26 protein-coding genes are annotated in these 25968 nt (G+C 40.1%); 8 read left to right on the top strand and 18 right to left on the bottom strand.

The window, feature by feature from the left end; genetic code table 11:
- Positions 1-45: 45 nt before the first annotated feature.
- On the bottom strand, positions 46-429 hold the full coding sequence (locus tag BN3912_RS10155) for a hypothetical protein (protein ID WP_023983358.1): 384 nt from the start codon (positions 427-429) through the stop codon (positions 46-48).
- Between the two features lie 268 nt (positions 430-697).
- Here BN3912_RS10155 and BN3912_RS10150 point away from each other — a divergent pair, with 268 nt between their 5' ends.
- Positions 698-1432, top strand: a complete 735-nt coding sequence (locus BN3912_RS10150) for a S24 family peptidase (RefSeq protein WP_023983359.1) — start codon at positions 698-700, stop codon at positions 1430-1432.
- Positions 1433-1545: 113 nt separating this feature from the next.
- Here BN3912_RS10150 and BN3912_RS10145 read toward each other — a convergent pair whose 3' ends face one another.
- The 5 genes from BN3912_RS10145 to BN3912_RS10135 form a co-directional block, all read right to left on the bottom strand.
- On the bottom strand, positions 1546-1755 hold the full coding sequence (locus BN3912_RS10145; RefSeq protein ID WP_023983360.1) for a hypothetical protein: 210 nt from the start codon (positions 1753-1755) through the stop codon (positions 1546-1548).
- Positions 1756-1794: 39 nt separating this feature from the next.
- Complete coding sequence (locus BN3912_RS12230) at positions 1795-1980, bottom strand: hypothetical protein (RefSeq protein ID WP_154665158.1); 186 nt, start codon at positions 1978-1980, stop codon at positions 1795-1797.
- A 100-nt stretch (positions 1981-2080) separates the two neighbouring features.
- The gene (locus BN3912_RS12225; RefSeq protein WP_023983361.1) at positions 2081-2251 is read right to left on the bottom strand and encodes a hypothetical protein; all 171 of its coding nucleotides are present in this window, start codon (positions 2249-2251) and stop codon (positions 2081-2083) included.
- Positions 2248-3180: an IS1595 family transposase gene (locus BN3912_RS10140; protein WP_023983362.1), complete on the bottom strand. Its 933-nt coding sequence runs from the start codon at positions 3178-3180 to the stop codon at positions 2248-2250. The genes BN3912_RS12225 and BN3912_RS10140 overlap by 4 nt, the downstream gene beginning before the upstream one ends.
- 817 nt (positions 3181-3997) lie before the next feature.
- Positions 3998-5746, bottom strand: a complete 1749-nt coding sequence (locus BN3912_RS10135; protein WP_023983363.1) for a phospho-sugar mutase — start codon at positions 5744-5746, stop codon at positions 3998-4000.
- 121 nt (positions 5747-5867) lie between these two features.
- Here BN3912_RS10135 and BN3912_RS10130 point away from each other — a divergent pair, with 121 nt between their 5' ends.
- Positions 5868-6242 carry a DUF4491 family protein gene (locus BN3912_RS10130; protein WP_023983364.1) on the top strand — a complete coding sequence of 125 codons (375 nt, stop codon included), beginning with the start codon at positions 5868-5870 and terminating at the stop codon, positions 6240-6242.
- On the top strand, positions 6239-6709 hold the full coding sequence (rlmH, locus tag BN3912_RS10125; RefSeq protein WP_023983365.1) for a 23S rRNA (pseudouridine(1915)-N(3))-methyltransferase RlmH: 471 nt from the start codon (positions 6239-6241) through the stop codon (positions 6707-6709). The genes BN3912_RS10130 and rlmH overlap by 4 nt, the downstream gene beginning before the upstream one ends.
- 399 nt (positions 6710-7108) lie before the next feature.
- Here rlmH and BN3912_RS10120 read toward each other — a convergent pair whose 3' ends face one another.
- The 7 genes from BN3912_RS10120 to BN3912_RS10090 form a co-directional block, all read right to left on the bottom strand.
- Positions 7109-7537, bottom strand: coding sequence for a Fur family transcriptional regulator (locus BN3912_RS10120; protein ID WP_004370205.1), 429 nt, complete (start codon positions 7535-7537; stop codon positions 7109-7111).
- A 121-nt stretch (positions 7538-7658) separates the two neighbouring features.
- Positions 7659-9023: a histidine--tRNA ligase gene (gene hisS, locus BN3912_RS10115; RefSeq protein WP_023983366.1), complete on the bottom strand. Its 1365-nt coding sequence runs from the start codon at positions 9021-9023 to the stop codon at positions 7659-7661.
- Between the two features lie 9 nt (positions 9024-9032).
- Positions 9033-10307 (bottom strand): adenylosuccinate synthase, encoded by a 1275-nt coding sequence (locus BN3912_RS10110; RefSeq protein ID WP_004370203.1) that lies wholly within the window; start codon positions 10305-10307, stop codon positions 9033-9035.
- 3 nt (positions 10308-10310) lie between these two features.
- Complete coding sequence (locus BN3912_RS10105; protein WP_004370202.1) at positions 10311-10799, bottom strand: Fur family transcriptional regulator; 489 nt, start codon at positions 10797-10799, stop codon at positions 10311-10313.
- Positions 10800-10889: 90 nt separating this feature from the next.
- Positions 10890-11513 carry a DNA alkylation repair protein gene (locus BN3912_RS10100; protein ID WP_023983367.1) on the bottom strand — a complete coding sequence of 208 codons (624 nt, stop codon included), beginning with the start codon at positions 11511-11513 and terminating at the stop codon, positions 10890-10892.
- A complete protein-coding gene (locus BN3912_RS10095; protein ID WP_023983368.1) occupies positions 11510-13456 on the bottom strand; it encodes a dipeptidyl-peptidase 3 family protein in 1947 nt (648 codons plus the stop codon). The genes BN3912_RS10100 and BN3912_RS10095 overlap by 4 nt, the downstream gene beginning before the upstream one ends.
- 17 nt (positions 13457-13473) lie before the next feature.
- Positions 13474-13953 (bottom strand): helix-turn-helix domain-containing protein, encoded by a 480-nt coding sequence (locus BN3912_RS10090; protein WP_023983369.1) that lies wholly within the window; start codon positions 13951-13953, stop codon positions 13474-13476.
- Between the two features lie 127 nt (positions 13954-14080).
- Here BN3912_RS10090 and recQ point away from each other — a divergent pair, with 127 nt between their 5' ends.
- Positions 14081-15928 (top strand): DNA helicase RecQ, encoded by a 1848-nt coding sequence (recQ, locus tag BN3912_RS10085; RefSeq protein WP_023983370.1) that lies wholly within the window; start codon positions 14081-14083, stop codon positions 15926-15928.
- Between the two features lie 250 nt (positions 15929-16178).
- Here recQ and BN3912_RS10080 read toward each other — a convergent pair whose 3' ends face one another.
- Positions 16179-17381, bottom strand: a complete 1203-nt coding sequence (locus BN3912_RS10080) for an L-serine ammonia-lyase (protein ID WP_023983371.1) — start codon at positions 17379-17381, stop codon at positions 16179-16181.
- A gap of 166 nt (positions 17382-17547) precedes the next feature.
- On the opposite strand from BN3912_RS10080, the gene BN3912_RS10075 reads away from it, so the two are divergent.
- Both BN3912_RS10075 and BN3912_RS10070 read left to right on the top strand, forming a co-directional pair.
- Positions 17548-18213, top strand: a complete 666-nt coding sequence (locus BN3912_RS10075; protein WP_023983373.1) for an MgtC/SapB family protein — start codon at positions 17548-17550, stop codon at positions 18211-18213.
- 196 nt (positions 18214-18409) lie between these two features.
- Positions 18410-19282: a sigma-70 family RNA polymerase sigma factor gene (locus BN3912_RS10070; RefSeq protein WP_064972314.1), complete on the top strand. Its 873-nt coding sequence runs from the start codon at positions 18410-18412 to the stop codon at positions 19280-19282.
- Between the two features lie 197 nt (positions 19283-19479).
- Here BN3912_RS10070 and BN3912_RS10065 read toward each other — a convergent pair whose 3' ends face one another.
- From BN3912_RS10065 to BN3912_RS10050, 4 genes are all read right to left on the bottom strand, one after another.
- Positions 19480-20775, bottom strand: a complete 1296-nt coding sequence (locus BN3912_RS10065; protein WP_023983375.1) for a bifunctional folylpolyglutamate synthase/dihydrofolate synthase — start codon at positions 20773-20775, stop codon at positions 19480-19482.
- 20 nt (positions 20776-20795) lie between these two features.
- A complete protein-coding gene (dnaJ, locus tag BN3912_RS10060) occupies positions 20796-21956 on the bottom strand; it encodes a molecular chaperone DnaJ (protein WP_023983376.1) in 1161 nt (386 codons plus the stop codon).
- 49 nt (positions 21957-22005) lie between these two features.
- Positions 22006-22596 carry a nucleotide exchange factor GrpE gene (locus BN3912_RS10055; RefSeq protein ID WP_023983377.1) on the bottom strand — a complete coding sequence of 197 codons (591 nt, stop codon included), beginning with the start codon at positions 22594-22596 and terminating at the stop codon, positions 22006-22008.
- A 78-nt stretch (positions 22597-22674) separates the two neighbouring features.
- Positions 22675-24285: an ABC-F family ATP-binding cassette domain-containing protein gene (locus BN3912_RS10050; protein ID WP_023983378.1), complete on the bottom strand. Its 1611-nt coding sequence runs from the start codon at positions 24283-24285 to the stop codon at positions 22675-22677.
- Positions 24286-24895: 610 nt separating this feature from the next.
- Between BN3912_RS10050 and BN3912_RS10045 the strand changes: the two genes are divergently transcribed.
- Together BN3912_RS10045 and BN3912_RS12345 are read left to right on the top strand one after the other, a co-directional pair.
- Positions 24896-25795 (top strand): RluA family pseudouridine synthase, encoded by a 900-nt coding sequence (locus BN3912_RS10045; protein WP_023983380.1) that lies wholly within the window; start codon positions 24896-24898, stop codon positions 25793-25795.
- Between the two features lie 12 nt (positions 25796-25807).
- Positions 25808-25963 carry a hypothetical protein gene (locus BN3912_RS12345; protein WP_004370185.1) on the top strand — a complete coding sequence of 52 codons (156 nt, stop codon included), beginning with the start codon at positions 25808-25810 and terminating at the stop codon, positions 25961-25963.
- The last annotated feature ends 5 nt before the right edge of the window (positions 25964-25968 follow it).

Here is a 25968-nt window from a genome sequence, read left to right as displayed (position 1 = left end):
CGGACGTAGCCGCCTTCATGTTATCATATAATTTACTCTTTATGTTCAGAAATCAACTTCATCTATCAAGTGCCTGTCTGCGCATAAATCAACAATTCCCAATACCTTATTGGTCATGCTTCCTGTTGGGTAAATATGACTGCTGAAACGGTATTTCACGTGATTGTAATAATAATAGCGACTTTCACTTTTGCTGCTATGAATACATCGTACATTTTGTTCAATCAAAAACGCCTCAAAGGCATTTACCTTTTCACGTAAGCGTTTTAACTCATTAGATAAAGATTCTTGCTCTTTCACAAAAACAGCAAGTGCCGTGAGGACAGGCATGTTCCCGAATGCATCTCGGTAAGCTCTGTTTTTCTTCAATTTAAAGTTTTTGCCTACTGTCTTTGTATATCTTTGCTTAAACAACAATGTTTGATTCATAGATTTGATTTAACCGTGATGTCGAGGGCTTAGAAGTTGTTTTACGATGAGTTTAAGTATTCTTTATATTCGGTTTTTTGCGCTTCCGTGAGATCGGAGTAGCCTTCCATGTAATCTTTTATCATATTTTTTGCCCATCATGCCGATACCGAAGCGTTAAGTTTATTGTATTTTTTAATTAAACATTCTTGTTTCTCGCCCCTTTTTTGTATTTTTGGCGCGCGTTCCAAATGGAATACGATGCAAAGATAAACAAGATATTTCGATTATGCAAGAAAATAGACAAGAAAAATCGCTGATAAAGCAAAATATCTCGCTTTATCTTACAAAAAAGGGGATTTCTGATTACGAATACTACAAGAAATCGGGTACAACAAGAGGCATACTTGGTCAGAATAATGGGATTAGCGAAGAAAATATAACAAGATTTCTCGCTTACGCTCCAGATGTAAACCACGAATGGCTTCTCACTGGTAGGGGAGAGATGCTCAAAACAAAAGGTACTGAAAGCATTCCAGCCACAGAAGAACAGCCTCTTCCTATCTCCAAAGATACAAATAAAATAGCAGATCTGCAAGAAAAAAAAGCAAGAAAATCGCCCAAAGGTATCCCTCTCATCCCTATAGATGCCGTAGCAGGCTTCCCTGCAGCTGGTAGCGAGGGAGTGTATCTCGAGGACTGCGAACGCTACACTATTCCCGAGTTCGAGGCGAAGGGGGCAAACTTTCTTATCCGTGTATCTGGCAACTCTATGGAACCTCTGTACAACAATGGCGATATTATTGCCTGCCGAAAGATCTCCGACATACTTTTCTTTCAATGGGGTGGTATCTACGTTCTCGACACAAGTCAAGGTGCTCTCGTCAAACGAGTGGAAGAGGCAGAAGACGATGACGATTCTATCCTTTGCATCTCCGAAAATCCACGCTTCAAGCCTTTTCACCTTCCCAAGTCCGATATCCACTCCCTCAGCACCATTATCGGGCTCGTCCGTCTCCTCTGAATGTCCCCAAAAGGTACCAAGCGTATTCCCGTCGCCTCTCGTCCTCTCCCTTTTCTCTGCCTCCCCCCCCCTTTATACCCCTAAAAACAGCAAACAGCCTGATATTCCGTTATTTAATAAGGTGTATTTCTAAAAACAGGTGGCATTTTGGGGAGGGCTATCGGCACGAAAAACGTACCTATCGTTAAAAAAGTAGTATCTTCCCCCCCTTGTATCATACCCCCTAAAAACCCACTTTTGTAACCCCACTTTTCTAAAAATGTAACCCCACTTTGTAACCCCACCTGTAACCCCACCCCTACAAAATCGCTGTTTTCGTCCATTTATCGTCTCTCCCTTAAAACCGCATTTGAAGGTCGTTTTTATGCCATTCTCCCGCCGTTCAAATCATGGCGCACACAAAGCCCCTGTACACTCCAAACGCCTGTGAATATAGGCATTCTCCCACGCATAGCAACGAAAAAGGCCACACGCGTAAACGTGCAGCCCACTGTGTGTAAACCTTTCGTCAGCCTCATGTAAACGAAAAGCCCCTCAATGTAAACCAAAATTAAACCTATGTAAACGTTTCGTTTTGTGGAGTCTCAACCATCAAAACACACCTAACTCTTTGTAAACTAACTACTTTATCCACTTTTCAGCTCTTCATTATCCTATACGCTTTGTTCTGTGCCCTATATAGACACCCCTTTTCTTCTTCAAATATTTAGACATAACCTTACCAAAATCAACATCTGACTTAATACTCTCCATGTATTCTTCAGACATCGTATCAAATGGATTCCACTCTTCTTTCTTTTCTTCTTTCTTTTTACTCATGACATTTGCGTTAGTTGATTATAAGTAATATGAACGCCAAGGTGGAGGAAATAATCTCCAAAGCGTTCATTCTCTTTAACCTTGCAAGTATTGTATCTGAAAGAAAACTCGTCAAAATATCTTTGTAGATGCTTCTTGCTAAGATAGTTGTAAGTTCCAATGATAGCTCGTTTACAGTAGTTACTCCAAAATGCCTCAATAGAATTTGTATAAACCCCACCGTCAGCAACATAAATTCCATGTCCGTGATCAACAACAGCGTGGTTATATACTTTCTGAACTGTTTTATATCCAATCCATTCGTCCATATAAAGCGTAGCATTTCTATCCACGTACCTAAGTATTGGTGCTGTTAGTTGTTTATAAGAGGTGTTTTTAACAACTTTGCATATCACCCTTTCACCACGTTCAAGCATACCTAATACAGGTACTTTATCAACAAAAGCTCTGCCCTGACATTTCTTCACTTTCTTATTCCAATGGCGATTTCTATTCTTTCCACCGACAAAAGTTTCATCAAGTTCAACCTCCCCCATAAGTTTATCGTTAGTCCGTATGGTAAATGTTTCCCGAATACGTTGGGTTAAAAACCAAGCAGTTTTCTGTGTAATATGCAAGTCTTTGGCAAGTTGCATAGAGGATATGCCTTTCTTATTGGGAATGAGAATGTAAATAGCCATAAACCATTTTCTCAAAGGTAATTTTGAACTCTCAAAGATAGTCCCTATTCTTACGTTAAAGTTCTTACCAGAGTTTTTACATCTGTACGAGCCATCACTTCTCTTATAAACTTTTGAAGTTGAGTCGAAAGTAGAAATGATATTACCGTGCCATCTTGTCTGTTCAAGAAACTTGACACAAGACTTTTCTGTTGGAAATGCAGTTTGCAAATTGAACAGAGAATTGAATTTTAGTATAACGTTTCTCATATCCCAAAACATTTTGTTCTTTGGAATGAGCAACTTTGGTGACTTTTGAAAATATGGTGAATTAGTGTTTAATATGTTAATATCTTTGGGGAGCTAATTCTATTTGGATATTATAAAGTATTTGCAAAAGGGTATTAACATAAACTTTCATAAAGATTATTCTACTCAAAGTTTATAAGAGAAAATGGCGACAGAAGACAATGCCATTTAGATAAAAATACGCTTAAATAGCACATCATACATTAGTAATCCGTCTTTTGCGTGGAACCATCCTTTCCGCACAACGATTTCGATATATGAAGTCACGTCTATCTGTAATTTATCTTTCTGTCGTCATCTTCAAAGTTTTATAAAGTATAGTTTCTATGAACGATAATATTACTTAAACACTTTGCAATATACAGCTACTACCGACCATCCATGTTTAGGCGAATAGTCGAAATAGCTGTATTTGAATACTAATCTATTTCAAGATGTGTAAAAGTAATTGTTCATAGAAAATACTGCGTAAGATAACAACAGTTGAGAGATGAAAGTTTTATTTAGATGGGAATACGTTTATATTAAGCCACTACTTGCCAACCTTGGACAGTCAGCTTGTAATAGCTTTTGATGAACACTTCTATGTAGCGTGTCCTCTCTGATATGCAATTTATCTTTCATCTTCTCAACGGTTTGTTATCTTTCTATATTATAACAAGTAAGATGAGTCAGCTGATAGAAATTAACAAAATATAAGATAAAAACCACACCTATCTTAATTTAGGCGTGGTTATAAAATAGGGTATTGTCGTATATAGTCGCCTTCATTTATACATCAATCAAGGTTCAAACTCTTCTTGATTGCCTCAATCTTTTCACTGCCAGCCTTATCAAGAGCATCATATTGGTCAGCCTTGGTCATCGTACCTTTCACTTCTATGTAGAACTTAATCTTAGGCTCCGTGCCAGATGGCCTTACACTTACTTTGGTATCATCATCGCAGAACCACTGAAGAACATTGCTCGTTGCAGGCATATTAAGTTTAGTTATGTTCCCCTGTTCATCTTTCTGCTCCAAAGAAAGGTAATCTTTCCATATAACGACTTTCGATCCACCAAGCTCTTTCGGAGGATTGTTGCGGAAATTTTCCATCATCTGTTTGATTTCATCCGCTCCTGTTTTACCCGGTCTTACAACATTGATGGTAAACTCTTTCGAGAAACCGTATTCAATATAGATATCCATGAGCAGGTCGTAAAGCGTCTTTCCGTTATCTTTAGCGTATGCACATATCTCGGCAAGAAGCGACATTGCCGATACAGCATCCTTATCGCGCACGAAGTCTTCTGCCATGAAACCATAGCTTTCTTCTCCACCACCGATATACTGTTGCTTCCCTTCCGAAAGACGTATTTCGTTTGCAATCCATTTAAATCCGGTATAGCAGTCACGCATTTCTATGTGTTGTTTTTCTGCAATCTTGCGTATTACCTCTGTAGTAACAATCGTTTTTACAATAAAATCCGTAGGTTTTAATAATCCCTTGGCTTTTCTATTGGTAATGATATAGTAAAGAAACAGCAAACAAGTCTGATTTCCGTTAATGAGTACCCATTCGCCTTTATCGTTCTTGCATGCCATTCCCACACGGTCGGCATCCGGATCGCTTGCCATCACGATGTCTGCATCTATCTCTTTCGCATCACGGATGGCAAGTGTTAGCGCCTCTCCATTCTCGGGATTAGGCGAAACCACCGTTGGGAAATCGCCGCTCTTTACCATCTGTTCTTTAACACAATGTACATTCTCAAATCCCCAAAGTTTCAACGATTGGGGGATTAATTTCATACCGGTACCGTGAAGCGGGGTATAAACGATCTTCAAATCTTTCTGATGTTTGATTACTTCAGGATCAATACTCAGCGTATGTATCTTCTCAAGATATATTCTATCGACTTCTTCTCCGATAATTTCTATCAGTGCAGGGTTTCCTTTAAACTTCACATCTTCGACATGTACCTTGCCTACCTCTTCTATAATACCCGTATCATGGGGCATCAACACCTGTGCACCGTCTTCCCAATATGCCTTATATCCGTTATATTCTTTCGGATTATGCGATGCAGTGATATTTACACCGCCTTGACAATGGAAATGTCGGATCGCAAAAGAGCATTCCGGCGTCGGACGCATATCATCAAAGAGATACGCTTTAATGCCATTAGCCGAAAATATATCGGCAACAGCTTCAGCAAATTTACGGCTGTTATTACGGCAATCGTGACAAACTACCACCGAAATAGATGAACGGTCTTTAAAATTTTTCTTCAAATAATTGGCAAAACCTTGTGTTGCCATACCCACCGTATAAATATTCATACGGTTACTTCCGGCTCCCATAATACCACGAAGGCCACCGGTTCCGAACTCTAAATCCTTATAAAAGCTTTCTATCAATTCGGTTTTATCGCTACTCTCAATCATTTTTCGGACAGCCATCCGTGTTTCTTCGTCGAACGAGGGAGATAACCATTGCTCTGCTTTTGCCTCGCATTGGGCTATTAATTCTGAATTGTGTGCCATATAGATTAAATGTTTTTAATTGTACTACTTATTCGCAAAGGTAACTAATTTAAATGAAAAAAGTCTACATCTTCGATGTTTTTTAGTATTTTTGCACATTCGAATTTTCATTATCTGAACAATGCAATTATACTACGAAGGCGTAATTATCGCCATAAGTACTTTTCTGATTATCGGTATATTTCATCCTGTTGTCGTTAAAGTAGAATACTATTTTGGCACCAAGCCATGGTGGATATTCCTTTTTGCCGGCATTTTATCAATTTGCGCCGCGTTCTGTATCAAAGAAATATTGTATTCTGCAATACTGGGCGTATTGGGCGCATCGCTATTATGGTCTATCGGGGAAATATTCTCACAGAAAAAAAGGGTGGAAAAAGGATGGTTTCCCATGAATCCCAAAAGGAAAGACCAATACAACCTAAGAGATAATCAAAAGGCACACACATGTGATAAGTATGATAAAGCGGCCCGATCTGTAAACGAACAAGAATGAAAATAGAATTAATCGTTGTCGGTAAAACTGTAAACAAACATTTCGCGACTTGTATAGACGACTACGTATCGCGCATTAACCATTATATGCCTTTTTCCATTATTACCATTCCTGAACTGAAAAAAACAAAGAATATTACTAACGAACAGCAGAAACAGCAGGAGGGAGAGATTATACTCAGGCATATACAACCCATGGATACGGTTGTTCTTCTTGACGAACACGGTAAAGAATACAGGAGTATAGAATTGGCGACATGGATAGAAAAGAAACAACATACTGCCAGAAAACTTGTCTTGGTGACAGGAGGACCTTACGGATTTTCCAAAGACATGTACGCCAGAGCTAACGAACTCGTTTCGCTTTCTAAAATGACATTCTCGCATCAGATGGTACGTCTTATCCTTACCGAACAGTTGTATCGCGCGTGTACTATTATAAAAGGCGAGCCATACCACCACGAATAAACATCTTTTCGTTTCTTCTTTCTACCCCATATCCAATAACAACTCTTACCGTCTCTCATATCTAAGCGATATAGAGCATAAAACTATGGGGAACAGATGGTACATATTACGGGGATAGACATAACATAACAGACAAATTCTCACTATGGAAAATTTTATTATCCGCATAGTGAGAATATATTGTCCAAGGATTTTATCCGCCCTATATTTTACTTGAAGATTTTTTTATAAGAACCTATAAAACCAGTATAATAATGCACTTTACCTTTTAGTATCATGTACATGGTGCCGTGCGCAGCATCCATCACAAATATACCTGTGTGCGATACAGATTATTTTCTTATTTTCAACGCTTTTATTTAATGTTTTGTATATTCAATACACTCGACTGACATTTATTCAATTCTCAACTTTCGACCGGCACTCGGCACACACTCCTTTATAATAAAGTTGTACATCGTCCACCAGACTTCCGTCATCTAAAATTCTTTGCACATCCATACGGGGCGCCCGTTCTTGAAATAAATCGGTAACTTTTCCACACCTTTTGCAAAAGAAATGTACATGCGGTTCCGTATTTCCATCGTAACAAACATGATGATCGTCAATGGTTATCATCTGTGCCACATGGTGCTCGGAAAAAAGACGCAGTGTATTATATACCGTTGTTCTACTCAATTTAGGTATTCTATCGCATAAACTTTGGTATACATCTTCTACTGTAGGATGTGTAAAGTGGGTTAAAAGATATTCCATAATTGCAAGACGTTGAATCGATGGCCTTACTCCGCAATCGATCAACCTTTGGTGAGCTTCTTTTTCTCTCATATAGCAAACACTCTATTTGATTGCTGCAAAGATAATTGTTTCTTTTTATTTAAACAAAATAATTTGAATGAATTACAACAACAACTTGTAACTATCCAAATTATTTCTTTGCAAAAAATGATTATTCCAATATCTTTCGTATCATATCCTGTACGGTCAAAATCTGCTGTTCGCCCGTTTTCATATCCTTCAGCGTTACCTTGTTTTCGGCAATCTCATTATCACCGGCAAGCACAACGAAAGGTATGTTCTTGGCATTGGCATAACTCATCTGCTTCTTCATCTTCACCTTGTCGGGATATATCTCCGTACTGATACCTTCTTTTCGCGCAGCATCGACAATAGGCATACAATATTCCGTTTCTTTTTCTCCGAAATTGATAAACAGCAGTTTCGTTCCCTTTACGCTTTCCTTAGGATAAAGGTCTAATGTATTGAGAACATCGTAAATTCTATCGGCACCGAAACTAATGCCCACACCACTAAGTCCCGGCATTCCGAATATGCCTGTCAAGTCGTCGTATCTGCCTCCACCGGTAATGCTTCCCATAGGAGTGTCTAACGCTTTTACTTCAAAAATGGCACCGGTATAGTAATTCAGGCCACGAGCCAGCGTAAGGTCAAGCTGTATCTCGTTGTTTAACCCCGCCTTTTCAAGCATATTGAAAATGTATCTTGTTTCTTCTACACCTTTAAGACCGGTTTCCGAGCTTGCAAGCACATCGGCTATTGTCGATAATTTTTCTCTATTCGTGCCTTCGAGCAAGATAATCGGCTGCAATTTCTCTATCGCTCTTTCGGAAATACCAACTGCCCGAAGTTCTGCATTTACGTTGTCTATTCCGATCTTATCGAGTTTATCAATGGCCACGGTTATATCTACTATCTTATCTGCCTCCCCGATAACTTCGGCTATACCCGATAAAATTTTACGATTATTAATCTTGATCAGAACACGTATCTTGAAACGAGTAAACACGGTATCTACTATCTGCATCAACTCTACCTCATTAAGTAATGAGTTGGAACCTACTACATCTGCATCGCATTGATAGAACTCCCGATAACGCCCTTTCTGCGGACGGTCGGCACGCCATACTGGTTGTATCTGGTATCGTTTGAAAGGCAATTGCAGTTCGTCGAGATGCATAACTACGTAACGGGCAAAAGGAACGGTAAGATCATACCGGAGTCCTTTTTCACAGAGTCTCGAAGCAAGCCGGAGAGAATTACGTTCCTGCAGTTCTTCATCTGTAAGTTTACTCATATAATCGCCGGAGTTAAGGACTTTAAAAAGCAATTTATCGCCTTCATCTCCATATTTTCCCATCAACGTTTGCAAGGTCTCCAACGCCGGAGTCTCTATTTGTTGAAATCCATATAGTGCGTAAACTTCTTTTATTGTATCAAAAATATAATTACGCTTTGCCATCTCTAATGGCGAAAAATCTCTTGTTCCCTTTGGTATACTTGTTTTCTGTGTCATATTTGTCTTTTAGTTTCTTATAATGGTTTGCTCTCTGTCAGGCCCGATCGAAACGATTGTTATCGGTGTTTCAAGCTGCCTTTCGAGAAAGGCAATATAGTCGGTAAAAGCTTTCGGGAATTGTATTTCGTTTGTAATCTTCGTCATATCGGTTTTCCAGCCCTTAAACTCTTGATAAACGGGCTCTATACCATGCTCAATATCGTAAGGAAAATAATCTATAACCTTGCCGTTCTGCTTATAGGCAACACAAGCTTTGATCGTATCGAAACTGTCAAGTACATCACTTTTCATCATGATCAGCTTCGTTACGCCGTTTATCATGATGGCATAACGCAATGCCACGAGGTCTATCCACCCACAACGACGTTCACGTCCGGTTACAGCACCATACTCATGTCCCAAATCTCGAATACTTTTTCCTGTCTCATCGAAGAGTTCTGTCGGGAAAGGACCTGCACCAACGCGCGTACAATAAGCTTTCATAATGCCATACACATCCCCTATCTTATTGGGGCCGATGCCAAGACCGATACATGCTCCGGCACAAATCGTATTGGATGATGTTACGAACGGATAGGAACCGAAATCCACATCGAGCATCGTTCCTTGTGCACCCTCGCAAAGTATGCTTTTTCCTGATCGCAACAAATTGTGAATCTCATGCTCGCTGTCTACAAGAGGGAATTGCTTCATATACTCGATTCCCTCCATCCATTTCTTTTCGGTTTCCGAAATATCGAAATCATTAAAGTCGAGTGCTTTTAACATTGCGAGGTGCCGTTCTTTATGCGCAGCATATTTTTCCTCAAAACAGTCGATGATATCCCCAACTCTCAAGCCGTTACGTGAAACCTTGTCTGTATATGTAGGACCTATTCCCTTGCCGGTTGTCCCAACTTTATCTTTTCCTTTGGCGGCCTCGTATGCGCGATCGAGAATTCGATGTGTAGGCATTATCAGATGTGCTTTCTTGGATATTCTGAGACGTGTTTTCAACTCGTGTCCACTCTTTTCTAAATCCTTGGCCTCTTCCATAAAAAGATCCGGTGCTATAACGACTCCATTTCCTATAATATTCACCTTACCTCCTTGGAATATACCCGAAGGAATGCTACGAAGCACATACTTTTGTCCGTCGAATTCCAATGTATGTCCGGCATTCGGACCACCTTGAAATCTCGCGACAACATCATACCTCGGCGTCAGAACATCCACAACCTTTCCTTTTCCCTCATCTCCCCATTGAAGACCTAAAAGGACATCAACCTTACCTGTTTCCATATATTATTGCTTTTTAGTTTTCACTGTTTTTATTTGATTCTCAAGTCTAGTATTCTTAGCTTGGCATGAGCTGCAAATTCCATAAATATAAACCGAGAAACTGTCTTTACGAAAACGCTTCAGTCTCATCCCATCTATCACCTGTAAAATTTCCGGCGAATTGATCTCTCTCACCGCTCCGCATACGGAACAAATCTGATGACAATGGCCTTTATCGTTAAACCCCACCTCATATTTTGTACTTCCATGTAGATTATGGCGCACTACTAACCGCAACTTACAAAAAAGTCTCAATGCATTATATAGCGTGGCTCTGCTTACACGAAAGCTGTCTTTCTCAAGTGATCGGCCAAGCTCTTCGATCGTGAAATGCCCTTTCATGCTGCAGACTCCATCGAGTATGGCATATCTTTCAGGCGTCTTTCTACAATGATTAAGTTGCAGATAATTATCCAACACTTGCCTTATAGACGCATGAACGCTTTTTTTCATTTCAAACTACAATCATGTAAGATGCACAAAGGTACCATTTATATTTCTATTCCACCAACGATAAAAATTAAAAATATAAAAAATAACAATCTATTCAAATATCGGCAAATGGTGTAGTGATAACGCTTTCTTAGCCAAAATAGCGTAAACATCTCCCAAATTACAAAAATGTTCCACGCATGTAAGAGCGGCATGACGCACATTGGTGTTACCATTTTCAAGTACTACCGACACTTGATCTAAAAATTCATTGATACCTCGTTCATTGGGCTCTTGCCCTTTTATAAATAAACGAGCCAGCAACTGGTAACCACAAAGCTGTGGTATATCGTTATTAGAAGCTATCCATTTGAAAGCTATAACTGGGGCATAAGTAAGATACTGATATAGATTAAATGCCGACAATTCTGCAAGTTCTTGCGTATGAGTTTGCTCCATCCAAATATCAACGACTCCGGGTAGCATCTTATCAGCAGGCATAATCAGTGTTGCAAGTATCTTGCACTCGCGTACATCCTCTTTCCATAAAGCGATAGCCAAATCGTAATCTTTTCCATATTGCTTTGCCATTTCCTTTAATTGGGGCAGTCCTATTCCCCAATTTATCTTATAGTCGAGACCTTTCTCACGCATCGATTGCGACGCAACCCCATTCATCCTCAAATGGAATGACTTTTTAATCTCTAATATTTTTATACTGACGTCTTTTTTCATAGCAATCCATACTCCTTAGAATACCGCAACATTTGATGTTCAAAAGTCTCTGTATAATCTAATTCAATATCGATGATTTCGCCTTTATGTCCATAAACGGGTTTCATCCAAGGATTAATAAATCCCTTGTATGGCGAAATATTCAATTTGGTATACCGTTGCAGAATTTCTTCATGCAATACCGGATCGAGGATAACACCGTACCGCTCAACTAAATTCTTTGCTTCTATATAATCTCCTTCGCTTTTGATACGCTGTATTTCGGCCAGCAAACGGGCGAACAAATTGCGCAATGCCACATAATCTTTCACTTTTATGTAAGTATGCCTATCCCGCTTCACCCATTCTACGGCTCCACAAGCATGTTCCATCACCCAATTACTTATCAAAGCACGGTTACGCATATGGGCTTCTTCTATCTGGGCTCCAGATTTTATACGCACTTGCTGCGTCATAAGTCCATTCATCATATAAGTATAATACTGCGACTTATATGCTTCCATATTGGGAAGTAACTCCAGCTGAACCATTTTCTCATCGGCAATATAATACAGACCAAATAAATCGGCACGTGCTTCTTCAATAATGTCTCCGTATGCTCCAAGTACGTTGGAGTCTACTCCGGAAAGCAACTGACCACTCCCATGTCCGAGACACTCATGCAAGTCTGTATGTAAACTATCACAAATATCACCGTATTTATCGATATTCTGAAGCGTATCATCATCCACAACAAATTCTTCATAGAAACCGTTTCCTCGGGCTGCATGGTTATATGCTTCAATTAGATTGGCAATAGTTACACTTTTGGAACCGTATTTAGCACGGATCCAATCTGCATTCGGAAGATTAATTCCTATTGCTGAAGATGGATATTCGTCGCCACCAAGCATTGCCGCACAGACAACATTCGCCGTTACACCTCTTACTATTTGCTTTTTGAAGCGCCGATCTACCGGTGAATGGTCTTCAAACCATTGGGCATTCGAGCTGATTATATTAGTTCTCTTTGTGGCTTCTAAGTCTTTAAACTCCACAATTCCTTCCCACGAACCCTTGATGCCGAGTGGATCACCATACACTTCTATAAAGCCATTCACGAAGTCCACATTGCCTTCTTTTTCTTTCAACCATTCGATAGAATAAGCGTTGAACACACGTAAATCGCCCGTTCGGTAATATTTGATCAGCAAATCTATAATCTTTATCTGATGCTTATTCTCAGCATAATCTTTAGCTTTATTGAGCCAATATACAATTTGTCGGATTGCTGGGGCATAAAGGCTTTCCGTCGTCCACCTATCTTCTGTTAAGATACCACCCTTTTTAATTAATTTAGAATTTAGTCCATACGATGGCGGTTCTTCATCTGTAGTATCTTTCATTGCAGCATAGAACATTTCTACTTCCTGCTGATTCACCTGTTCGTAAAAATTACAAGCGGAAGTCTTCACAATATCTTCGCTCGCATTCTTATTTACTCGTTTTGGTAAAACGGTTGCATCAAAAATAACAGGAAATATATCTTCGCACAGTTCATCAACCGTCTGTCCTTCTGATAAAGGGAGCCATGAACTTACTTGTTTAAGAATATCTTTAAAAAAATGGGGAGAAAACTCCGGCAAGAATTTCTCATAACCGTAATGATGATAAATACCATTAGAAAACCACAATCGTTTCAAATAAATCTCAAGCCTTTTAAATTCTGCCTGATTACGGTCACCTTCGTATTTCGTAAGAACCACTTCAAGAATTTTCCGTATCAATAAATTATACTTTCCAAATTGATCGGTTGTAATATCCCTCCCCGATAGCGTTGCTTTAGAAAGGAAATATATAAACGCTTTCTGTCTTGTAGAAAGCGTTTCAAAACCATTCAGACGGTAACGTAACAACTGTAAATCGGCAAAGCGCTCGTCTGAAAATCTAAAGTTTTCTTGCATAGTAATTATCCACTCGCTTATTTTCTATTCTTTAAACCCGGCTTGCGCCCTCTTTTCTTGGGTTCCTCTTTTTGAAGCGGATGCTGGGCGTAATGACGTATCTTGTAATCGCGCGGAGTACAGCCATTAATTTTAAAAAACGCGCCATAGAAAGATTGGCGATTTGCGAAGCCAACCATATCGGAAATATCTTCCATATTTAAATCCTTATACCGTTTATCACTCAATAGTGCCATTGCCTCCTCTATCCTATATTTATTAATAAACGATGTATAATTCATATGAAAACGTACATTCACGACAGCGGAAATATAACGTGTATTAGTACCAAGTTCTTCCGCTAAACGCTTTGCAGAATAACCTTTTTCTTTATATTTTTTTTGGAAAAGAATAACGTTCAACATCTTTTCTTTCAACTCATCCATCAGTTTGGGGCTAACAAGAGTTCTATAAGCGGCTTCCTTTTCTTTCTTTTCTGTAATATTATATTTCGCCATATTGATAATAATATGATTAGAATACTCCTACTTGTTGCAAATATAATGAATATTTCTCTATTCATCAAGTTATTTACATACATTTTTATAAAAATATTGTATCTTTGTCAAGATATCTGTTTATTACATGAAAGCTATAGATATTTTAAAAAAATATTACGGTTATAATTCTTTCAGACCGAACCAAGAAAAGATTATTCAAGAAATAATTCAAGGCCAAGATTGTTTTGTACTCATGCCTACAGGAGGTGGCAAAAGCATCTGCTACCAAATTCCAGCACTCGCCATGCAAGGTACTGCCGTAGTCGTCTCACCCCTGATCAGCTTGATGCACGACCAAGTACAAGCCCTCAAAACGAACGGTATTGCTGCCGAAGAATTAAATAGCGTCAACGATGCTAATCAAGACACCATGATACGACGCAAATGTATGTCAGGCGAGCTGAAACTCATCTATGTATCACCCGAACGACTTATCTCTGAAATACCCCATCTATTCGCCAGCATACATATCAGCCTATTCGCCATTGATGAGGCGCATTGCATCAGTCAGTGGGGACACGATTTTCGCCCGGAGTATGCTCGACTTGGCATATTACGGGAGAAGTTCCCCACTATACCGATTATTGCACTCACGGCAACTGCTGACCGTATCACACGCAAAAATATCATCGAACAGTTACATCTAAATATCGGTGATGATCTTAAGCACCGTGTCTTTATCTCATCATTCGACCGTCCGAACCTATCACTTTCTGTGAAACGAGGATATAAGAAACAGGCTAAGACGCGCTATATTGTAAATTTCATTAGGGCACATGTCAATGAATCGGGTATCATCTACTGTCTGAGCCGCAAAATTACCGAAAGTGTATCTGTTGAATTGCAGAAACTCGGTATTGACGCAGCCACATATCATGCAGGGTTGAGTACTAGAGAGCGGACACATATACAGAATCTATTTAAAAATGACCAAATACAAGTGATTTGTGCCACTATTGCTTTCGGTATGGGCATTGATAAAAGTAATATTCGTTGGATAATTCATTATAATCTACCTAAAAGCATCGAGAACTTCTATCAGGAAATAGGGCGTGCAGGACGAGATGGCGCGCCTGCCGATACAGTTCTTTTTTATGACCTTTCCGACATTGTAATGCTACGAAAATTCGCAATAGAAAGTAAGCAGCATAACTTAAACATAGAGAAACTCAACAGTATGCGCCAGTATGCCGAGAGTAGCGTGTGTCGTCGCAGAATACTGCTCAATTATTTTAATGAACAAACCGATCACGACTGCGGGAATTGTGATGTGTGTACCCATCCGCCAAAGCGGTTCAACGGTACAGAAATTATACAGAAAGCGCTTAGTGCCGTATTCCGCACAAGCGAGAAGATAGGTATCAATACCGCTATCGAAATACTGCGAGGTATACGATCGAACACAGTTATTAAAAACAGATTCTGGGAAATAAAGACCTTTGGTGCGGGTAAAGAAGTTTCGACAGATGACTGGCACGACTACTTCTTACAAATGCTACAAATGGGATTTATTGAAATCGCTTATAACGACCATCACCATGTAAAGATCACAACAAGTGGTAGAGAGGTTCTTTTCGGAAAGAAACATGCAGAATTGGTTGTTATCGATAAAGCAGAAAAAATACCTCCAATACCTCACAATCGTATAAGAAAGAAACCTATTCCAGAAGTGAGACTTTCACCTGCAGTCATCGCTTCTCCTTATACACAGGAAGATCAAGCACTATTTCAAATACTCCGCAAACATCGTATGGAGTTGGCTAAAGAGCAAGGAATTCCTGCATACATGATTTTCTCAGATGCAGTTCTGCACTTGCTGGCTACACATAGACCTATTGACATGGAACATTTCGGACAAATTTTAGGAATTGGCGAATTCAAGAAAAAGAAATATGGAGAAAGCTTTATAAACATTATTCAACAGTTCCTATAAAAGTTGTAGGATCAAAATACGTCACCATATCGTAAAAAATAAATATTGCAATAATTCCGTTGGCAAGTTTTTCTTACTCCCTACTCATATATCGTTTATATTTTCTCTAGTTAACATACCGTAGTATAAGGCTTCAAGTTCTTGAACTGTCAATGTTTCTACCTTGCGTTCAATCAGCCGGATCAATTCTTCACGACGGAAGTCTTCATCCACTGTCGGGCTGTGAAAATTTACCATATCATGTATTATTTTAAAATTCCGAAGCAAGTCCACCTTCGCTGGTTTCTTTATATAATGAAGGTAAGTCGTGGCCGGTCTGCTTCATCACCTTAACTACACGATCAAACGAAACGCGATGCTTACCATCCGAGAATGCAGAATAAAGATTGGAATCAAGAGCTCGTGTTGCTGCAAAAGCATTGCGTTCGATACAAGGAATTTGAACGAGTCCGCATACAGGATCACACGTCATACCAAGATGATGTTCGAGTCCCATCTCTGCTGCATACTCAATCTGTGCCGGACTCCCACCGAACAACTGGCATGCTGCAGCCGAAGCCATAGCACATGCGACTCCCACCTCTCCTTGACATCCTACATCAGCCCCCGAAATAGAAGCGTTCTGTTTTACAATATTCCCAATCAGACCTGCGGTAGCCAAAGCATGTAGAATACGCATATCGCTGAAAGAATGCCCTTTAGATAGATGATACAAAACAGCAGGCACCACTCCAGAAGCACCACATGTGGGTGCTGTAACGGTAATACCGCCCGCTGCATTCTCTTCGCTTGCAGCCAATGCATAGGCATATACCAACGCTCTAGTTTGCAAAGACTGCTTATATCCGCTCGCTTTTACATAATAAGTAGCTGCTTTACGGGGGAGATTTAGCGGCCCCGGTAACACACCTTCATGGTCCAAACCGTTCTCAATCTCTGTCTGCATCACTTTCCACACTTCCATCAAATAATCCCAAATATCCTCATCTTCGCATTTCTGTACATATTCCCAATAACTTCTGCCATTCTTCTCACACCAATGCATGATCTCCGTCATCGTATTAAGATCATACACTTCTCTCGTATCGAACATATTGTCAAGCACATCACCTTCTGATAAAGCACCACCACCAATACTATACACTGTCCATTTATCAATTTCCTTGCCTACGACATCAAATGCCTTAAATTCCATACCATTAGGATGGAACGGCAAAAATATTTGAGGTTTCCAAAGAATAGTAACTGGAGCAACTTTCTCTAAAACTTCTTGTATAGCCACATCGGTCATATGTCCCTTGCCTGTAGCGGCAAGACTTCCATACAATGTTACCTCGAAAGCAGCAGCTTCAGGGCATTTCGAAGCATATATCTTAGCAGCCTTATGCGGTCCCATCGTATGGCTGCTCGAAGGTCCTTTCCCTATTTTATATAATTCTCTTAGAGATTTCATAACGTTTACATATCTTATGCAAAAGTACATTATTTTCCAGATATATGCTTATATTTTTCACTTTTTGTATCAAACAGCTGTTATCATAATATTCTATAAACAATAACAACATTGCTTGCATTTTTGATCTCCTTACACTATTTTTGCAAAAAACAAGTACAACAATATGACAACAGAAATGATCATCCGCATATTTATCGCCGCTATTTTGGGAGGAATTATTGGCCTTGAACGTGAATATAGGGCCAAAGAAGCCGGACTACGCACCCATCTCCTCGTAGCTTCGGGTAGTGCTCTCTTCATGATCATATCACAATACGGATTCGACAGCGTCTTACATACCCGCTCAAACGTCTCACTCGATCCTTCACGAATAGCCTCACAAGTAGTTACAGGTATCGGCTTCATTGGTGCCGGAACTATTATATTCCAGAAACATGTTATCAAAGGGCTCACTACTGCTGCCGGTCTTTGGGTAACATCGGCCATCGGACTTGCATGCGGAAGTGGCATGTACATCCTTTCCACTGCTACAACAATTATGGTTGTTATCTGTCTCGAGGCCATTTACTATATCACGGTCAGGTTCGGTACAAAAAATATCGAGATAACTTTCTCCCTCTCTTCTTATAACAAAATAGAGAATCTTATCCAATATATAGAGAATGAAAAAATCATTATCCAATCATACAAAATACACCGACACGTCACAGATGGAGCAGAAAACTACTTGGCAGAAATGGATTTGAAAATTAAAAACAGCACATACCAGCACAACTTTCCGCTCCTATTCAATAAACTCGATGGAATAACGGTCAAAAATATAGAATGACACAAGAATTATCCATGCCTATTTTTTACATCAGATAATAGAAATAAGCCCCTTATTTTTTAACTTTATTTACACAATAAAAAGTACAAATAAACGCATATATATAAAATATATTTCGTATATTTGCAGCGTTTTGTTGTTTTACACAAACAAATTCTTGATTATCATACACTTATAAAGAATTAACGGATTAGGGATGAGACAGCTAAAGATCCAAAAAAGTATCACAAATCGTTCAAGCGAAGCATTAGATAAATATCTTGTTGAGATTGGACGGGCACCGCTCATTTCTATAGAAGACGAAATAGAATTAGCTCAAAAAATAAAAAAAGGAGGCCCTGAGGGCGAAAGAGCAAAAGAGCGACTTGTTACAGCTAATCTCAGATTTGTGGTTTCCGTAGCAAAACAATACCAACACCAAGGACTCACACTGACCGATTTAATAGATGAAGGAAATATTGGATTGATTAAAGCTGCCCAAAAGTTTGATGAAACACGTGGCTTTAAATTCATCTCTTATGCTGTGTGGTGGATCCGCCAGAGCATTCTCCAAGCTATCGCAGAGCAAAGCCGTATTGTAAGACTTCCTTTGAACCAAGTGGGTTCCTTGAACAAAATCAATCATGAAATCAATAAGTTCGAGCAAGAAAACCAACGCCGCCCGTCAATTTCTGAGTTATCGGACGTAACGAACATAGACGAAGAAAAAATCGGGCAAAGTATGATGGCAGACGGTCACCATGTAAGTATCGACGCGCCATTTCAAGACGGAGAAGACAATACAATGCTTGATGTGATGCCCGGAGGTGATGACAGTCGTACCGATCGCAATGTAGACCATGAGTCGATGGCGATGGAGCTAAACTCTGTATTGAGCCGTGTACTCAAAGATCGAGAAATTACTATCATCAAAGAATGCTTCGGTATCGGCTGCCATGAGAAAGGTCTTGAAGAAATAGGTGACCAATTAGGGCTCACACGAGAACGCGTAAGGCAGATACGCGAAAAGAGTATTGCGAAACTGCGCGACAGCGGCAATGCCAAAATACTGATGAAATATCTGGGATAAACAATATATCCGACACCGATATTCGATAGGTGTAAAGTACATAAACGCAACACCTATATAACATATATTATACAATCTTTTTAGGTAGGATAACGATTTAAATATTATATAATAACGCCACGTTCTTATTTCAAAATAAAATAAGAACGTGGCGTTATATCAATAAACAGGTACAGCAATCCTAAACAGAATTTCTGTTACAAAGATATTGGAATATTGTGACAACTCAATAAATCTGCTACCACATAGCTGCTGCCACCCACAAATATAAAATCATCATGCCCGGAAGCATCGCATGCTGCGCAGAAAGCTCGTTCTACCGTTCTAAATTCTTTGCCTTGTAAGCCATATTTCTTACCTATAGCAGCTACTTTTTCTACGGGTATCGCCCGTTTCGTAGATGCCTGTGTAAAATAATAGCAGACATCAGCGGGAAGCATCGACATTACAGTATCGATATCCTTGTCGTCTACCATTCCAAACACTACCCTTTTGCATTCGTACGGTTGTCTGGCAATTTGCTTGGAAAGATATTTCCAAGCGTCTGCATTGTGACCTGTATCACATACAACAAAAGGATATTTGTTCATCACCTGCCATCTTCCTTTAATACCTGTCAATTCCACGACATGTGCAAAACCTTCCTGCACATTTTCCATTGTAATTTTAAAATCGGTCAAAAGGCTGATGGCCTGTAGAATTGTATTCGTATTCTTGTCTTGATAATCACCTTTCAATTCGCCAACAAGCGTTCCATATTCACCAGTATGATAGACTTTGGTTCCATCTTCTCGTATTTCAATACGTTGGATAGCAGGTGTATCTTCCGCAAAGTATATTTCCGCATGTTTTTCTTGAGCTTTTGCCTGAAATACACCAACGGTCTCGGCACGGCTCTCGCCTATTACAACCGGAACATGCTCTTTGATAATTCCGGCTTTCTCGGCCGCAATCTTTTCCAAGGTGTTACCGAGAAACTGCGTATGATCCAAACCTATGTTGGTAATAACGGACAATACTGGTGTTATTACGTTCGTGCAATCCAAACGACCACCCAGTCCAACTTCTATCACAGCAACATCTACGTGCTGTTCAGCAAAATATTTGAACGCCATTGCCGTAGTAAGTTCGAAAAAAGACGGATGAAATTCTTCGAAGAAACCGCGTTCTTGCGCTACAAAATCTACCACATACTGCTCGCTTACACACTCTCCGTTCACCCTAATACGTTCACGAAAATCTACAAGGTGCGGCGATGTGTACAATCCTACCTTATACCCTGCTGCCTGAAGTATAGCTGCAATAGTATGAGAACATGATCCCTTGCCGTTGGTTCCGGCAATATGTATGGTTTTGTATTGCTTATGAGGAGAGCCGAAATGCCTATCTAATTTATATGTATTCGCCAACCCCTCCTTATAAGCAACAGCACCCACATGTTCGAAAACAGGGGTGCTGTTGAATAGATATTCTACAGTTTCTTGATAATTCATGATAAAAAGAGAAATATAGGCTAATCAAAGTAATTTTTAAACTTCTCGAAAATCGACTTCTTCGTAGACAAATCGCCTTTAAAGTTATCGCTCTTACCAAGTTGTTCAAGCATATCTTTCTCATCATGGCTCAATGTTTTAGGAACATAAACACTGATATTCACAACCAGATCCCCCTGTCCGCTGCCATATCCCTGTACGGCAGGCAGTCCTTTTCCACGAAGACGAAGTATCTTACCGGGCTGTGTACCCTGATCGATTTTTATTTTCACCTTACTTCCTTCGATGGTCGGAACCTCTACATTGCCTCCTAATGCTGCCATAGGAAAGTCTAACAGAAGATTATATATTACATCCTGTCCGTCGCGAACGAACGTATCATTGGGTTCTTCTTCAATATATACCTGTATATTGCCGGTAATTCCATTATGCTTTCCTGCATTGCCTTTGCCGGGAACATTAACAACCATTCCCTCGGATACCCCTGCCGGAATGTTGATTTCCACAACTTCATCCCCTTTTACAACACCGCTTCCGCCACACTCGTGACACTTATTTTTAATCACAGTTCCCTCACCATGGCAAGTAGGACATTCTGTTTGTGTCTGCATCATGCCGACTATAGTGCGCACAGTTTTAACAACTACACCGTGTCCATGGCATGTAGGACACGTCTCTACCCCACTGCCAGCCTCTGCACCGCTACCATGACAATGAGAACAGGTTATATCTTTATGCACCTTAAATTTCTTTGTTACGCCTGTTAAAACTTCCTGAAGCGTAAGACGTACCTTCAATCGAAGGTCGGCACCTCTATACTGTGCCTGTTGATATTGGCCTCCCCCGAAACCGCTAAAGCCTCCATGTCCTCCGAACACATCGCCGAACATCGAGAATATATCGTCCATAGAAAAGCCTCCGGCACCACCGAAACCGCCGCCAAAGCCCCCTCCGCCGGGTGCATTGAAACCGAACTGATCGTATTGTTGCCGTTTCTGCGCATCATGGAGAACATCATAAGCTTCGGCAGCCTCCTTGAATTTCTCCTCTGCCTCTTTATTATCGGGGTTCCTATCGGGATGATATTTGATGGCAAGTTTCCTATATGCTATCTTTATTTCTTCTTCCGAAGCCTCCTTAGTCACGCCAAGTACCTCGTAATAATCTCTTTTTTGTGCCATTATAATAATCTACCTGTTCTGAAAGAGTTTCTGTCCGTATTCCATAAACCTATTGTCCCACAGCCACCTTTGCATGACGGATAACCTTATCGTTTAAGGTATAACCGGTCTGAACACAATCTATAACTTTTCCTTTATGTTCATCATCTCCGGGTACCATGGCTATAGCTTCATGATAGTCTACATTGAAATCTTGGTCTTTTGTATCGATTTGCTTAACTCCCAAGCCTTCCAACACCTTGATAAACTTCTTGAAAATAAGCTCCCATCCTTCTTCTATGGCCTTTGCATCGTCTGTTTTTCCGGCATTGGCTATGGCACGTTCCATATCATCAATAATAGGAAGAACGGCATTGATCGTCTTTTCACCGCCATTAAAGATTAGTTCATCTTTCTCTTTACGGGTTCGTTTCACATAATTATCGAACTCTGCAACCTTCCTAAGATACTTATCTTTCAGCTCTTCTATCTTGGCATTAGCTTCTTCTAAAGCATCTTTTGGTTCTTTAGCACATTCTTTTTCTAAAGTTTCAGAAGATGTTTCAGCACACTCTTCTTTAGCACTATCCTGCATATTCTGCCCTTCGCATTCCTGTTCGAGCCCTGCATTTCCTGCCTTATTGTCTATATCTTTATTCATGATCAAATAATTTATTATACATGCTTCTTAGCAAATACCTTGCCAAGAAACACACATATCTTATATTATCCCCAGAAATCAATACATTCTCTGCCTTTGCTCCTTAATATTTTCATCGTAGATATAGTCGTCATAACTCATCAATTTATCGATCGTACCCGATGGAGTGAGCTCTATAATACGGTTGGCAACCGTCTCGATAAATTCATGATCATGACTTGAGAAAAGAATATTGCCCTTGAATGCAATAAGATTATTATTGAAAGCCTGAATGCTTTCCAAATCAAGATGGTTGGTAGGTGTATCCAAAATGAGGCAATTTGCATTCTTCAATTGCATCTTTGCAATCATACAACGCATCTTCTCACCTCCCGAAAGTACATTTACTTTCTTCAAAACATCCTCGCCAGAGAACAACATACGGCCCAAATAACCTTTCATCTGCACCTCGTTACCTACGCCAAACTGGCTTAACCAGTCTACTAAGTTTAGGTCGCTTTTAAAGAATTCCGTATTGTCGAGCGGCAAATAAGCCGTGGTAATGGTAACTCCCCATTTATAAGAACCCAGATCAGGTTCGCGCTTTCCGTTGATAATTTCGAAGAGTGCCGTCATCGCCTTAGGGTTATGACTGAGGAACACTACCTTTTCACCTTTTTCGATATTGAAGTTCACATGATCGAAAAGTACTGTCCCGTCCGTATCCACAGCTTTCAGATTTTCGACTTCAAGTATCTGATTGCCCGGTTCACGCTCCATTTGAAAGATAATTCCCGGATACTTACGACTCGAAGGACGTATTTCTTCCACATTCAGTTTCTCGAGCATCTTCTTACGAGAAGTGGTCTGACGGCTCTTTGCCACATTGGCAGAGAACCGTCGAATGAACTCCTCGAGTTCCTTGCGCTTCTCATCAGCCTTCTGTTTTTGGTTCTGTGCCTGACGTAGAGCTAACTGCGAACTCTCATACCAGAAACTATAATTACCGGCAAATACCGTAACTTTACCAAAATCAATATCCACAGTCTGCGTACTTACGGCATCAAGAAAGTGCCGATCGTGACTAACAACGAGGACTGTCTGCTCCACATTGCCGAGATACTCTTCAAGCCAAGTTACGGTATCAAGGTCTAAATCGTTGGTTGGTTCATCGAGCAATAGGTTATCAGGATGGCCGAAAAGAGCCTTAGCAAGCATCACACGTACCTTCTCATTATTAGAAAGTTCGCTCATTTGCTTATTGTGTAAGGCATCCATAATACCCAAGTTCGACAACATCTGTGCAGCATCACTCTCGGCATTCCAGCCATCCATCTCGGCAAAACGTTCCTCTAGTTCGGCTGCACGATTACCATCATCCTCGGTCATTTCAGCTTTTGCATACAATGCCTCGCGCTCCTTCATGTTTTTCCACAACGGTTCATGCCCCATAATTACCGTATCAAGCACACGAAACTCATCGTATTTGAAGTGATCTTGGTCCAATACCGAGAGACGTTCGCCCGGTCCAAGTTCCACAGTTCCCTTATTCGGCTCCAATTCACCGCTGATCGCTTTCAGCAATGTAGACTTTCCGGCACCGTTAGCACCGATAACTCCATAAATATTTCCATGCGTAAACTTGACATTTACATCCTTGTAAAGCACTCTCTTTCCAAACTGGATAGCAAGATTTGTGACTGTTATCATTCTCTTTTTTTACCTTAAAATAATATGAGTTCGATGATTTATCATGCGAAGACCAATACTAAAAATGGCAAACTCGCAATTGCCAAAGGCAACATAACCCATTTTGTCGCATGTCCATCGGGTGCAAAGGTACAAAAAAATGATGTAAAAAAAGAAGTTATCCGAGAATATTAGAGTTTACGAAACTACCAAAGTCTATAATTCGCAAAGTATAAATTATCCTTTCATTCCTATTCTTATCATTCCGACAACTATATAAAACGGCCCGAGATTATTATTCCGAGACATACAAGAAAGAACTGTTAGAAACGGCAAATACATCGTTTGCAGTCGGCATTACTCCCTTTCGAAATCAATATACCGAACTTCTGTCATCGATAAACACACTCCCTATCGCCGACAGGCATCGTATCTACCGGTATTAAAAGGAGCCTTTATCTTCTCTAATAGAAAACCTTAGCTGTAAAGATTCATATTTACATGACACCCTAACCGCTTGTCAAAATCTGCAAATCGAAACGTAATCCACCATTACCACAAATACGTAAATTCAAAAAATCTAATTCATGCACCCCTTTTTTCATCCATTTTTCAGTAACTTTGCACGCGGATGAAGAATTATAATATACAACAGAGGCAACAAGAAAACTATATTCACTACACCGTGGAGCAAGAGGCATCCTTGCTCGATTGGCTGTTTGCTACTGTTAAAAGCGCAAGCAAATCGAAGGTGAAAGCCACACTGAAGGGGCGAGGCATCCGTGTAAACGGTAAAACAGTAACCCAATTCGACTTTCCGCTGCTGCCCGGAATGAAAGTATCTGTAAGCAAATCGAAGCGAAACAATAACCTTCAAAGCAAATATGTAAGAATTGTGTTCGAAGATCGTTTCTTGGTCGTAGTCGAAAAGAATATCGGTATCCTCTCTATGGCAGGCGGACATTCTACGTTAAACGTAAAGAACATTCTCGACGATTACTTCAGTAAAGGCCGCCAGCATTGCACTGCACATGTGGTACATCGCCTTGATCGCGACACAAGCGGACTGATGGTTTACGCTAAGGATACACAAACAGCACAGCTATTAGAAAGCGATTGGCACAATATAGTGTACGATCGTCGCTACGTGGCAGTAGTAAGTGGCGAGATGGAAGACGATGAAGGAACCATAGCCAATTGGCTTAAGGATAACAAATCATATATTTCATACTCGAGTCCGGTCGATAATGGAGGCAAATATGCCGTAACGCATTTCCATACATTACAGCGCACGACCGATTATTCGCTTGTAGAATATAAATTAGAGACAGGACGCAAGAACCAAATACGCGTACATTCGGCCGACATGGGACACCCTGTATGCGGAGATATAAAGTACGGTAATGGCGACGATCCCTTGCATCGCTTATGCCTGCATGCCTACCTATTATGCTTTTACCACCCCGTTACGCATGAACGTATGGAGTTCTATACCCCCATTCCCCCAGCATTTAAGAAATTATTCAAATAGAAAACAACAAAAATGAGTACGAATTTTATATATTATCTTTTTTGTCTATTGGCAATCATTGCAGGTTTCCTCATCGTTAAGAAAGTGGCCGGTTGCCTCATCAAGTCTATTGTAATGATCGTTATCATTGCCATTTTGGCATTCTTATACGTGCATTATATTCGCTAAAGGCG

Origin of the sequence: Prevotella phocaeensis (assembly GCF_900065875.1) — a bacterium.
Taxonomy (GTDB): domain Bacteria; phylum Bacteroidota; class Bacteroidia; order Bacteroidales; family Bacteroidaceae; genus Prevotella; species Prevotella phocaeensis.
The sequence above is the reverse complement of the archived record's forward strand: the minus strand, read 5'-3'. Positions and strand labels throughout refer to the sequence as shown.